Origin of the sequence: Clostridium sp. BSD9I1 (assembly GCF_900185645.1) — a bacterium.
In the GTDB taxonomy this organism is placed as follows: domain Bacteria; phylum Bacillota; class Clostridia; order Clostridiales; family Clostridiaceae; genus Clostridium_AK.
The window spans coordinates 454,705-467,516 of the sequence record NZ_FYAM01000023.1; the positions used below are offsets into that span (position 1 = coordinate 454,705).

13 protein-coding genes are annotated in these 12,812 nt (G+C 37.6%); 4 read left to right on the forward strand and 9 right to left on the reverse strand.

Going from position 1 to position 12,812, the window contains the following annotated elements; translation table 11 throughout:
* Positions 1 to 25 precede the first annotated feature (25 nt).
* The 3 genes from BSD9I1_RS09640 to BSD9I1_RS09650 all read right to left on the reverse strand — a co-directional run bounded on the left by BSD9I1_RS09640 (position 26) and on the right by BSD9I1_RS09650 (position 4,909).
* Entirely contained in the window at positions 26 to 1,720 is a 1,695-nt protein-coding gene (locus BSD9I1_RS09640; RefSeq protein WP_186430160.1) for a DUF2207 domain-containing protein, read from the reverse strand.
* Between the two features lie 8 nt (positions 1,721 to 1,728).
* The gene (locus BSD9I1_RS09645; RefSeq protein ID WP_186430161.1) at positions 1,729 to 2,274 is read right to left on the reverse strand and encodes a LemA family protein; all 546 of its coding nucleotides are present in this window, start codon (positions 2,272 to 2,274) and stop codon (positions 1,729 to 1,731) included.
* 295 nt (positions 2,275 to 2,569) lie between these two features.
* Positions 2,570 to 4,909 carry a hypothetical protein gene (locus BSD9I1_RS09650; RefSeq protein WP_186430162.1) on the reverse strand — a complete coding sequence of 780 codons (2,340 nt, stop codon included), beginning with the start codon at positions 4,907 to 4,909 and terminating at the stop codon, positions 2,570 to 2,572.
* A 180-nt stretch (positions 4,910 to 5,089) separates the two neighbouring features.
* Here BSD9I1_RS09650 and BSD9I1_RS09655 point away from each other — a divergent pair, with 180 nt between their 5' ends.
* Together BSD9I1_RS09655 and BSD9I1_RS09660 are read left to right on the forward strand one after the other, a co-directional pair.
* Positions 5,090 to 5,815 (forward strand): LytTR family DNA-binding domain-containing protein, encoded by a 726-nt coding sequence (locus BSD9I1_RS09655; protein WP_186430163.1) that lies wholly within the window; start codon positions 5,090 to 5,092, stop codon positions 5,813 to 5,815.
* A 4-nt stretch (positions 5,816 to 5,819) separates the two neighbouring features.
* Positions 5,820 to 7,091, forward strand: a complete 1,272-nt coding sequence (locus tag BSD9I1_RS09660) for a sensor histidine kinase (protein WP_186430164.1) — start codon at positions 5,820 to 5,822, stop codon at positions 7,089 to 7,091.
* Between the two features lie 419 nt (positions 7,092 to 7,510).
* Here BSD9I1_RS09660 and BSD9I1_RS09665 read toward each other — a convergent pair whose 3' ends face one another.
* The 5 genes from BSD9I1_RS09665 to BSD9I1_RS09685 all read right to left on the reverse strand — a co-directional run bounded on the left by BSD9I1_RS09665 (position 7,511) and on the right by BSD9I1_RS09685 (position 11,227).
* Positions 7,511 to 8,242, reverse strand: a complete 732-nt coding sequence (locus tag BSD9I1_RS09665) for an AAA family ATPase (protein ID WP_035307707.1) — start codon at positions 8,240 to 8,242, stop codon at positions 7,511 to 7,513.
* A gap of 226 nt (positions 8,243 to 8,468) precedes the next feature.
* Complete coding sequence (locus BSD9I1_RS09670; protein WP_186430165.1) at positions 8,469 to 9,422, reverse strand: DUF4367 domain-containing protein; 954 nt, start codon at positions 9,420 to 9,422, stop codon at positions 8,469 to 8,471.
* A 2-nt stretch (positions 9,423 to 9,424) separates the two neighbouring features.
* Positions 9,425 to 9,970: an ECF subfamily RNA polymerase sigma factor, BldN family gene (locus tag BSD9I1_RS09675; RefSeq protein WP_186430166.1), complete on the reverse strand. Its 546-nt coding sequence runs from the start codon at positions 9,968 to 9,970 to the stop codon at positions 9,425 to 9,427.
* A gap of 264 nt (positions 9,971 to 10,234) precedes the next feature.
* Positions 10,235 to 10,627: a hypothetical protein gene (locus BSD9I1_RS09680; RefSeq protein ID WP_186430167.1), complete on the reverse strand. Its 393-nt coding sequence runs from the start codon at positions 10,625 to 10,627 to the stop codon at positions 10,235 to 10,237.
* A 45-nt stretch (positions 10,628 to 10,672) separates the two neighbouring features.
* Positions 10,673 to 11,227 carry a class I SAM-dependent methyltransferase gene (locus BSD9I1_RS09685; RefSeq protein WP_186430168.1) on the reverse strand — a complete coding sequence of 185 codons (555 nt, stop codon included), beginning with the start codon at positions 11,225 to 11,227 and terminating at the stop codon, positions 10,673 to 10,675.
* A gap of 241 nt (positions 11,228 to 11,468) precedes the next feature.
* Here BSD9I1_RS09685 and BSD9I1_RS19010 point away from each other — a divergent pair, with 241 nt between their 5' ends.
* Positions 11,469 to 11,597, forward strand: coding sequence for a hypothetical protein (locus tag BSD9I1_RS19010; protein WP_278281167.1), 129 nt, complete (start codon positions 11,469 to 11,471; stop codon positions 11,595 to 11,597).
* A complete protein-coding gene (locus BSD9I1_RS09690) occupies positions 11,597 to 12,505 on the forward strand; it encodes a hypothetical protein (protein WP_186430169.1) in 909 nt (302 codons plus the stop codon). Before BSD9I1_RS19010 ends, BSD9I1_RS09690 begins: the two co-directional genes overlap by 1 nt.
* Before the next feature lie 32 nt (positions 12,506 to 12,537).
* Here BSD9I1_RS09690 and BSD9I1_RS19065 read toward each other — a convergent pair whose 3' ends face one another.
* Positions 12,538 to 12,798 (reverse strand): carbonic anhydrase, encoded by a 261-nt coding sequence (locus BSD9I1_RS19065; protein WP_306345884.1) that lies wholly within the window; start codon positions 12,796 to 12,798, stop codon positions 12,538 to 12,540.
* Between the last annotated feature and the right edge of the window lie 14 nt (positions 12,799 to 12,812).

Here is a 12,812-nt window from a genome sequence, read left to right on the forward strand (position 1 = left end):
AATTTCCTCCATATCTTATCAATCATTATCTTGTTCCGCCGCCCGAACCGCCACCGATTGAGCCTCCGCCTCCTCCAAGGGAAGCAAATCCTCCTCCTCCCCCGCTGCGCTTTTCCTGCTGGCGCTGCTCTTCCGCTTTTTCCATATTGCTGTAAAGCAAATAGTGATAGGAGTAGACGGTAATCATTCTTTGGCTGTACTCGGTCAGCTCGGAAGAAAGCATCGGATATAACGCTTTCATTTGCTCTGCCACCTGATCGGCTATGCCAAAAAGCATGGCATAGGACAGCAGCTCCCGCCAAATGAGCATTTCCTTGACACCTCTCTCTGAAACCAGTGAAAAATCCGTCAGATATCGTTTGAGCCCCATCAGCTCGCCCAGCTCCCGTTCCCCAGCTGGCGTCAGGTCGGTAAGTTTAGCAGAAATATTCCATCGTTTTAGACAATGCTTTTGATTCAAATATGCTCTTCCTGCACTGTCATGCTTTTCAATGTAGGCACGAAGCAGCCTATCATTTTGATTTGCAAAGCGTTCCAGCTCCTTTGCTTGCAAGATACCATCTGAACCGGCAGCACCCTCCAACACCGTGTAAAGGTACTCATCATACTCGTTCATTTTGTCATGATGGCTGCTCATAAGCCGCAGACTGACCCTTTCTTCGCTCTTGCCCATGAATCCGGCTTCCTGGGTTTCCACAGGTGAAAGGCAGCCTAGCTGAATCAGCCGCAACATCCCCGTGGCCAGGATCGCACCATCCTCACAAACATCAAAAATTCTCCCCAGTGCATAGGTGGCACTCAGATTACCGTTGTTGGGAATATCCCTGAAATACCCGAACTTCTCTGCGAATCTTTGCCGTTTTTTCTCTGAGCTTTTCTTTTTTATCCTGCGAATCCAAATAATCAGGCCGATGGGAATTCCAATGGAAAGCAGTATCACGGTAAGTGCTTCAAATGTAGATACGTCTTCCACGTTGGAGCCGATGTTATCATAATCGCTGCCCGAAAAGGCTTTTTCCCTCACTTCTTGAAATCTCCCAGATTTCTGCAGTGAGGGTGACAGGATTCCCTTATCCAGAGCAAACAATACCGTTACATGATTTCCCGCGGAGAGTGGGGTATCTGTGCTGGCAACGATACTTCCATTCTCAAACACCACATCGCCCACGAAACCAAATCCCCATATATCGGCGGTTTCATCGGTGATGGGCGTGCCATCCGCAAGCCGTATTTGAACCGTTACATCGGTAGGAGTTGTATTCATTCCGTCATTGACAAATCGGAAGTTTACGCCATCTCTGTCGCTGTAGTTACCTACCACGTTATCCAGCTTATAGGTAATGGTATAGCGATTTTGGCCATATCGGCTGATGCCGAAGCAGATTTCATAACCTCTGTCCGTATAATGAATCCCGCATTTTCCTGCCTTTTCTTCAAAGCTCCAGTCAATGTTCCAATCCGGCACCGTCTCATAGATACCGTTTTGGTCGGATACCGTAAGCTGGCTTATGGTCAGGTAATCTGGCGCATTCATTGGAATGTAGCTTTCTGTTCCTTCCTCAAATCTCCCTAACCAGCTCTGCGTGATACGCATGGAGCCATCCTCATAAATGACAGCCTGAATATCCATGGTATCCACATGATTCGCTGCAAAAGCCGGGAGAGGGAGAGCAAATAGCAGGACAAAGCATAGAATCAGGCTGTGCACTCTTTTGCGCATAGAGCACCTCATTTCATGCTTGGCATATCTGACTTGCCTGCCTGCTCCTCTAGATAGTCTCTTTTCCTAAAACCTAACATCCCAGCAATCATGGAGACCGGGAACATTCGGATTTCACGGTTCAGCTTCGTCACGCTATCGTTATAAATCAGGCGACTGGTGCGCACCATGTTTTCAAAGATTTGCACCGCGTCCATGGTTTTGATATACGTTTGGTTTGCCTTTAATTCTGGGTATTGCTCCGTTACCATGGCAATTCTGCCTAAGGCTTCTGAAATAACTCCTTCTTGGTGGAGCACATCATCCGGTGTAGATTTTGCCGTAATCACGCTTCTTCTGGATTTGATCGTCTCAATTAGCGTTTCGCTTTCGTGCTTAGCATAGCCCTTTGTCAAATCCAAAAGGGCAATCAGGGCATCAAAGCGGCTTGACAGCTGCACCCCGATCTGACTCATGGCATTGCTTGTATTCTCATCAAGCACGACCAGTTTCCGCTGCGTTGAGATTGTCCATAGAACAATAACCGCAGCAATTGCGATGAAAGTTGGTAACATAATATAATCCTCCTTGTCCATTTTGGGAATTGGCAGACAGAGCATAGTTTTGTCCGCCTGCCAATTTCGTTGATTGTTTGCCAGTCAATTTAACCCTATTTTCATTTCAAATTCTCCATTTTCTATTGGGTGGTATATATGGAACATTGCTTGAGTTCAGTCTATCAAAAATTCCCCTCAAAAACCGTCCGCTGCATAAAACATGATTTTTGGGACATGAATCATGTTTTTGGATATTAAAAATGTTTTACGCCGCCGAACAATACAAGCTGGCGGCGTAACTGGCCCGGAATGGTCATTTGGTTATGGTGATCCAATAGATTTCTTCAGTAATACCTTCGTACTGTATTTCAATCAATTTCCTTCCAGCGCTGGTAAACGGAATTGGATGTCCTTGCTTTAGTTCAACAAATTTCACGCCATCCTCCGAATAACGAAAGGTGAGTTTATTGGTAATATTTGTTGATTTGTCATCAATACGATTAAGCCCGAGTTTATTATAAACTGTACTCACCCCGGTGACGTCAAAGTTTTCGCCAACATTGAAGGTGGTTTTTGTGGGGAATGTCTCTACTCTAAATCCTGACGATAAACGAGGTGTAGCCAGCTCATCCTTTTCGGTCACCTGGGGCTTTATAACCGTCTCACCTGCGGAATTGCCAGTCACGGTAATAAAGTATCTCGCCACAAGCGTTAAAAGGCCATTTCCAATGTCTCCTTTTATTTCAATTAACTTTGTTCCGGCGGTCTGGAACTGACGGCCTTGGGTCAGCTTAACGCCATCTGAGGTATAAAACCCGAAATCCAAGAGTTCTGTTATTTTACCTCCATTATTATCATCCTTATACACCATCTTAAACCCGGTGCTGTCAAAGCCCTCACCTATCTTGTAGATGGTTTTTGTGGGATATGACAGTAGATTCCTTCCGTGCATGAGCTTTGTCGCCACGGTAGGCGTGTTGGAATTTACTCCATGCACCATATAGAAGTTGAACTCGGTGTTGTACGGATAATTGCCGTCGTAGCTATTTCTATATTTATTTTCACTATACCATGTAATGATGTGGGTACCGTCCTTCTTGCTTTGACCTGAAGCATTCAGGTACTGGTCATAAAAGCCGGGAACTTTTATATTAGCTGTCTTTGCCAGGTCGTTCGCTCCGCTATCAATCCACCACAGAAATTCTGCGTCCCGGGTGATCAGACGACTGCCATTTGACGGAAGTCCTTCGATAGCGAGATATTTGCCGTCCTCAGTTTGAATGGTAAACAGCTTCATAGGGATAATAAATGCAGCATTTTTGGGGTCGATTGCTGGAATGGTTTTTTTGTAGTTGACTTTGAATTTTTGCATTCTTGTGCTGGAAAGCTCCCCCTTACTGTCAGCACCTATTACAACGTGGGGTTGACTAGGATATTTCCCCATAGATACATCCATAACAAAAACACCTGAGTCAATCAAGGTGGCCCCTTTCTGAGCCCCGCGCACTAGCCAATACTTCTCATCATTCCAGCATATGGCGGCGTCGCATATGATTCTAGCCTGTTCCATGGTGATTTTTGCACCCGCACTCGTGTCGCCCCCGACTGCAAATTTCACAATGTCAGCTTTAGTGAGTACCCCAAGGTTTCCATCATATCTATATTTGTCTATATAGGCCGAGAGCTTGATGAGGGCTTCAGTAAACTCCCCATAGGTAACGCTCTCTGCTGCGTTAAATTTTCCACCTCCCGGAATTATACCCATATCTGCAAGAAAATAAGCAAGTGCGCCTATATTTCTGCCGCCGATCATTTCGTTAAATTTTATGTCGATGAACTGCTCTTTTTTGTAAAATGGCATATCGTCGCTATATGGCTCATTTCCTCCCCAAACGCTTCCAAAAATCAGGTAGACCATATCCGCGCGAGTGATAGGCTTTGTCCAGTCGTTTGCCGCATTAGGCCACATGTCCTTCGTTCCGATATAGCCATTGTAGTATGCTAGCCGTTCTTTTGCCCAAGGGGAACACACGATACTCGGCTCATTCACTTTTGAAACTTTCGCCTGAAAAATGTAACAGTCGCGGCCGCTATACTTCACTTTTAACCATGTCCCATCGCTGGCCGTCGCTTCCAAAACCGTACCGTAAGGGATTTCCCCTTGAATGGCACCGCCCAGGGACAGGCGATACGGTACATTCCAATTATTCCATAAATCGGGGGTAGTGACGCTCTCGTGCGACTCCGGATTGCGTTTATCCACCTTGTACAGCTTCAGTCCTTCCATTGGTACCATAGTGTCGGTCGCAGTGGCAGAGCCGTCAGTCACGGTAACTGTATATTCTGCTACCTTCTTTCCTCCATACCGTAGTTCAACCACCTTTGTTCCAGCGGTGGTGAATGGACGACCTTGCGTCAGTTCCACTGTCTTAGAGGTATAAAAGGTAATTTTTCCATTAACGTTCGTTTCTTTGCCATTGGCATTATTCACCGCGTTAAGTCCGATTGTATCAAAGCCCTCGCCAAGCTTGTAGGTTCTTTTTGTGGGGTATGACAGTATTTTCACCCCCGGGGTGGCCGCCATTGCCGAAATCGGCAGCAGTGTCAATATTATGCATATGACGAGCAGGATGCTCATAAATCGCTTTTTCATAATGTTGCTCCTCCTTTAGAAATTTTGATTCACATCTTCAATCTATCAGAAATTTCTCCCAAAAAACGTCTGCTGCATGAAACATGATTTTTTCAACATGAATCATAGTTACGGATATTCGACTTTTATGGTAAAATTATCATGTATAAATGGAATAATAAAGAAACGGAGAGGATTCTTATGCTACAGATTGCGGTCTGTGATGACAATATTGACGAGCTGTCTAATATTGTACATCTCATAAACCTATACAGGACATCAAAAAACTTTAGTTGCGAATATGCCGTCTTTTCAAACGGTTTTGAGCTGGTTTCAGCCTTAGAAAAAGGAAAGCGATTTGATATATACTGTCTGGATATTATTATGCCAGGCTTTACGGGCATTGATGTCGCAAAGGAAATCCGTGTTTTTGACAAAACCGCGCCGATTTTATTCTTTACATCATCGCCCGAGTTTGCTTTGGAAAGCTATTCAGTGAAAGCCATTAACTATGTACTAAAGCCAATCTCAAAAGAAAAACTGTTCTTTACCTTTGACGAGATGCTGGATTACATAAAAGTGGAAAAGGATGAGGATGCGGTTATCGTAAAGAGTAATGAGGGAATTCAAAAAATACTGATCTCCAATTTGGCTTTTGCCGAGGTCATCGGCAGAAATGTGTTGTATCACCTGCGCTCAGGCAAGGTAATCCAGTGTACGGAGCCTTTTTCCTCTGTTTGCGATAATCTTCTGAAATATGGGTGTTTTATCAAACCTCACCGTTCCTATCTTGTGAATATGCAGTATGTGGATACCATCGAAAATCATCAGGTTATCTTACAGACCCTTTCCTCTGTCCCTGTTGCACAGGGCAAGGCACGGGAGATTAAGCAGCAATATCTGAATTATCAAATGGAGGAGGAATAAGCGAATGATAGAAACAGTCATGGAATTCTCTCGTTATTTGATTGCCCTGCTGTTCGGCGCGGCAGTTGCGGTCAGCTTCGCCGGAATGGAGCGTACACGGAAAAATTATCTGGCTCTTGGGTGCCTTGCCGTCATTTTATTTATGCTTCAAATAGCAAGTCTGCAGCTCTGGGGCATGGAGATAACGGTCAAAATATATCCCCTGCTTTCCCATCTGCCGGTTGTTGTTTTTATCGTCGTGTACTTAAAGCGCTCATGGTTAATTTCGCTAACCAGTATGCTTGTTTCCTTCCTGTGCTGCCAGCCTCTCCGCTGGATTGGCACTGTTGCAGGCGAGGTTTTTGACAGCGTTTCCATGAACCACTTCGGTTATATTGCGGGTGCGTTTCTGATGTACTATTTCCTGCAAAAATATGCAGTAAAATCTGTTCGGCATCTGATGGAACGCTCTGTTAAATCCTGCCTGCTATTTGGCGCCATGCCGGCCTTTTACTATCTGTTCGACTATACAGCTACTGTTTATACCGATTTTATGTACAGCGGGTCACGTGCAGCTGTACAGTTCATGCCCTTCGTGACATCGGCATTCTATTTTGTGTTTGTCCTCTTTTACTATGCCGAAACGCAAAAACAGGCAAGCATCCAAAGGGAGCGGGATATGCTTGATACGCAGTTTAGACAGGCACAGACAGAGTTTGCTTCTTTGCGGCAGCTGCAGCAGAATGCCGCGGCATATCGTCACGATATGCGCCACCATTTCGCTCTTTTGCAGGGGCTGGCAGCCAAGGAAAATATAGAGGAGGTCAAAGAGTATCTGCGGACTGCCCAGTCCGACATGGACGCCATCACGCCCATACGCTTTTGCGAAAATGAAACCGTCAATCTGATTTTGTCCGCTTTCGCCTCCAAAGCAAAACAATCGGGAATCATGTTGATGATAGATGCGAAGCTGCCTGACTCGCTTCCCTTCAGCGACACCGAGCTTTGTTCGCTTTTGTCAAACGCTTTTGAAAACGCAATACAAGCCTGTGAAAAGATAACAGACATCACTGAACGCATAATCCGGCTGCGTGTGTATTCCAAGAATAACAAGCTGTGCATTGACATTCGCAACAGCTATCAGGTAGAACCGATATTCCATCAAGGCTTGCCTGTATCAAAAGAACATGGACATGGTTTTGGCACGAAAAGCATGTCCCATATTGTGGAAAAGCATGGAGGTGTGTTCCAGTTTTCAGTCAAGGATGGCTGGTTTATATTTCAGGCAACGACATAGGTGAATATTCCTTATCTAAGTTTAATGATACCGTTATTTCCATTTAGGTGATTCTGTCAAACGATATCAACTATCTATAAAATATAGTTAGAGTCTGCCTTTTTGAAAAGGCAGACTCTATTATTATGCTCTTATGGTTATTTCGTTTTCCTTACCCTATTATCGTCTGCATCATGACCGTCAATGGTGCTATTATATTGGATTCTAAGGCTGAAGATATCTCCTGTAGATAAATCTTTATTGCCTTACATATATCCTTTTCTCCTTCCACCTTAGGTCAAACTCGTCTTTCAATTTCCTCACCTTCAAAAGCTAATAACTCAAGATAAAGCATTTCCTTTGATTCAATATTATTCTCTAGAAATAAAAAAACCTATACCATTATGGGTACAGATTTTATCTGTGCACTTCAAATTCCACTATTCAGCCATAAGTATATCCAAAATTTTTTTAGGATTTCCAATAAAAGATTTCATAATTTTATAATGCTCTGTATCCTGATAATTTACTACCTTAAAGTCATCATTTAATTCATAAAGTATTGAATCTGGATAAGCCATCACTATTGGAGAATGAGTAGCAATTATAAATTGAGAATTATTTTGAACCAAATCGTGAATCCTTGAAATCAGGGACATTTGTCTATATGGTGATAATGCTGCTTCTGGTTCGTCTAAGATATATAATCCATTTCCTTTAAATCTATTCATAATAACAGATAAAAAGGATTCCCCGTGAGATTGTGAGTGCAACGAAATCCCTCCATAGGAACCTATTGCATCTATTTCATCAATATTTGTAGCTACATTATAGAAACTTTCTGCTCTTAAGAAAAAACCATCCTCGGGTTTTCTTACTCCTTTAACTAGTTTTAAGTTTTCCCATAACTCTGAATGAGTGTTATTTGTTGAAAAGTTAAAGTTCTTACTTCCACCTTCTGGATTAAAACCATATGCTATTGCAATTGCTTCAAGTATGGTTGATTTACCGGTACCATTTTCACCTACAATATATGTTACTTTAGGATGAAACTCCAAAGTTGATAGATTTTTTATCGCTGATAAGCAATATGGATATCTAGAGAAAGAATCTACTTTTTCTCTACACAATTCAATTTTTCTCAAATACTGATTAAAGTTTGTAGGACTCATTATTTACACCTCTAGCAGTTCATTATTAATTCAAATTTTAATTACGGTTTTTATATAGGTTGTTAATTGTTATAATTCCAACCCTATATTATAAATTATACCATAACAAAATATAAAAGCAGTTCAATATGGTAATTAGAGACAATTAATTAAAACTTAAAATAGAAGCCACTTTAATAGTTGCTCCTATTTTTATTAAATAAGATGTATTGAGATTTTATAAATTTTATTTAATAGACTCAGCAATTTTTATTAATTCATCTTTTGTAAATTCTCCTCTACCTGACAAACTATAAAGTACACCATTTGCTTCCCAATCAATATATCTATCATCAATTATTACAGCATCTACACCATTAACTTTTACTTTTTCCATTTTACCATCTGTTCCAGTTGCATATTTAGTTTCTTCATCAGCAAATCTTTGCTGTATATAAATGAATTTTCCTGTTTTTTCATTAGTGAAGAATAAATCAATATATTTTTTACTTATATCCCCTTTTTCGCCTTTATAAAATTCTGCCCTGTCAAACTTATAATCTTTTGGCAAATATGAAGGTAGTTTAACATTAAAACAAGTGTATTTATTTAAACTACTAGCATCTTTAACTATTAAATTATTTTCATCCATTTTTTTCGATTCAGCCACTGTTATTATTTTTCCGTCTACACAACTCTTAATTTCTTCCCCTGAAGCTGTATATATTTTCCCAGTATCTCTTGTAACTACTGTAAGAGGTTTTTTATTCTTATCAAAAATCTTACCTTTTAAATTATCTGGAACTGCAATCTCTTTCACTCCAGAAGGCTCTGTTTGTACAGCTGTTATGTGTCCAAGGGATATTTTATTGATTACCTTTTCTGCTAAATCTTTAGCAAATGAGGTTTGGCTAAAAACTCCACATACTATCACAAAGGATGCTGCTGCAATAACAGCCTTTTTAATTTTATTTGATTTTTTCATAACATTGTCTCCTTTATCTGCACTTATGTTTCTTACAGTTTTATTAAAAACAGATTGTTTGTTACTATTTTCACTGAAATCTTTATTTCCTAAAATTTTACCAATCTCTAAAAGTTCATTGTATTCTTCATTGTTTGATTCGTTAACATTCCCCATACCGCTAAAATAAGCATCTATATCTATAGAAAATTTATCTTCAATACCTTTTTTATTCATGACTATACCTCTCTTTCCATTTCAGTTTTAAGCTTTTTCATTATTCTATAAAGTATTACCCCTACATTACTTTCTGTAATATCTATAATTTCTGCAATTTCCTTATTTCTCAAGTTTCCACCAAATTTAAGCGCCACAATATTTCTTTCTCTACTACTTAAAATATTTAAAGCCTTTAAAAGTTCATCATTAGTTTCTGCTTTTACTACTATATCCTCTGGATTCTTTTCCACTGATGTGAGTTTATTAATTTTATCAATAGAGAAGAATTTATACCTTTTTAAGCTTCTGAAATAATCATTTATTACGTTTCTTGCTATAGCAAATAACCATACTTCAAAAGGTGATCTACCTTCAGAATATGTTTCTATTTTAAGCATTACTTTTTCAAAAACTTGGCTTGTCAGGTCTTCTGCTTCCGCATTACAGTTAACCCTGTAATATATATAGTTGTAAACTCTTTTATAGTAGGTTTCAAAAATATAAGTAAAGCCCTTTTCTTTAATTTCTTCTTTGTCTAAAGAATTAATCAAGGCAATCTGCTCCATATTTTCAAAGACCTCCTTTCTTTAACTTTTTTACTTAGCTAAGTAATTCATATGTTAATACGTATATTCCTTTATTCCATTACATAAATTTTCAAGTTTTTTTTACTCTAGTAGGAGCCTTTTTATATTATTATAGATATGCAAGTGTGAAACTTAACTTATACTCTATGTTATATTTCAATGTTTGAACCTGGTTCTGTATTTATTTAAAAACCAAAAAGCCTATACCATTATAAGTACAGGCGTTTGTTTAATTAAATTATTTTAATTTTTATTCTTTTTTAAAAATAGTATATCAGTGAAATAAATACCAAAGCTTAACCCAAATGCAATAGGAAGACCTCTAAATAAATCTACTTTTGATGGTCTAAAAATCCAATCAAAAGCATACCCTAAAGCCCATAATGTTATAAAGGAAATAATAAATTTAAAAAATCTTTCTCTTATATTAACCCATTTTAATTTTCTTGCATTTAAAATAGTAATGATAGGAACATATAAAATTAAAAAGAAAGTTAAAAATAGATATCCCATTCCAAATTTAAAAGCTATACTACTATGTACATCTTTATAAATCATCCATAATACAACTATAGTTCCAATTATAAATAGGCTATAAAGAACTCTTGTAAAAATTAGTAATTTATTCTTTTTCAAGTTATCCCCCCATTTTGCACTACATTATGTTAAAAAACAAGAAATTTAGGATTCAAATACAGCGCAATAAAAATTATCTCCTAATGAAAATTTCTCTATAGTTTTTAGTTGGTTATCATTACAAATTTCTTCAATGTACTCTTCTGACAGCCTATGATCGATTGGTGGCCCCATTGGTGTTTTTCTCTTATGAAACTCTATTATCATAAGCCTTCCTTTTTCTTTTAAAACTCGCTTTATCTCATTTAGCATGTATTCTTTATCTTCTATCTCATGTAATACAGTTACCATTATAGCCATATCACAGCTGTTATTACCTAATGGTAGTACGTTGGAGTCAACCTTTTTAATTATAAGATTTTTAGTATTTTGTTCAGTAGTTCTATTATTTAGCAATTCAATCATACTATCTGATATTTCAAGAGCATAAATATCATTACTACTGATTTTCGCAGCTGGAAAAGAAAATATTCCCGTACCAGCACCAATATCACTTAGTATCATATTCTCTTTAAATCCTGCTTTTATTAATGTATTTCTTGGATTAAGTTCTGCTATCCTCATTGGATTTTCAAATTTATCAATTTTACTATCATTCATTTAACTCATCTCCTGTATGTATGCTTATTAAATAGTTACCTTATACACCATATAGTACAACATAAGTATAAATTCATCTACATATTTATAAATAACATTTAATTTTTGCCTATGCAAGTTTACAATGCTACACAATCTTTTACTACTTATAAATAAATTATATCATTATGCTAACTATTTACATATATAATACCATGATATTATATTACATATAATATATAAACTTATGGAGGTACTATTAATGTCAACCAAACATGCTATTTTAGGTTTACTAAGTCAAAGACCAATGCATGGCTATGAGCTTAAATTTGAAAATGATGTTCTCGGAAAAGGTAATGAAGGAAGATGCAAAGAAAGGATGGAGTTATAATGAAAAAAGTTATTATTTTCGGATTAAAGATTATTTTATTAACTATAATAATGTTTATAGGACTGGCGGTTTCTTCCTCACTTGTTGGAGTTCAACATGCTTCTAAATCTTCAAGTAGTTCAATTACACCAATATTAATTTATTCCTTTGTAAATACATTGATATTAACCTTTTTTATTGTTAAATCTAAATTAAGGGGCTTTCAACTTGTAGCAGCTAACTTTACGATTTTCTGGGGAATACAATATTTTATGACCCAAATAGAAACCCTATATTTTAACTATGCCGTGAAGATGCCTGTATCAGAAATAGTAAAAGTTGTAGCTTCAGGTGCTATAAATGCAATTATATTTTCATTATTAGCAGTTTTGATTATGGGCAAATTTAAAAGAGAAGTCCATTCTTATTATATTAATACTAATGTAAAAGTATCAGTTGCCAAATCATTACCTAATATTGTGATTTTATCATCTATTTATGTTATAATTTACTTTATTTTTGGATATTTCGTTGCATGGCAATTTGCCGATTTGAGATATTTTTATACCGGAAGTACAACTATTGTTAATGTATTTCAACATCTTTCAAATCAATTTAACCAGGATCCTATATTGATTTTATTTCAATTATTTAGAGGTTTTTTATGGTCCGCTTTAGCCATTACAATAATTAATTCATTAGGTAATATTAATTGGATTACTTATATAACATCAGGACTGCTTTTTAGTATACTAATAACTACTCCATTAATATTTACTAATCCTTACATGCCAGCACCAGTTCGTTTAGGACATTCCATTGAACTATTAACTTCAATGTTAACATTTGGGATTATATCAGTCCTTGTTTTTAAAAACAAGTTAGCTGTAAATACATTAAGTTATAATAGTGAAAAATATAATAGTTAAGGCAGCTCAAAGGCTGCCTTTTAAATTAAAAATTATTTACTTACAACATGTACGCAAGAAAATTCATCGACCCATAGCCCAACTACTCTAACTGGAAGTCTCCATGATTTCACTATATCTGTAGATGCTAGTATATCACAAAAATGCTTGCAGTCACTAACAGGATTTGCAGCACAATCATAATGTCCTACTACAGCAACTACATTAGAGTTATGAGCTGTTATTGAAACTATAACTTTCTCCCTTAACCTTTCAATTTCAAGCCATTTAACTTGAGATAATACTTCATATATTCCAGTTTATGCAA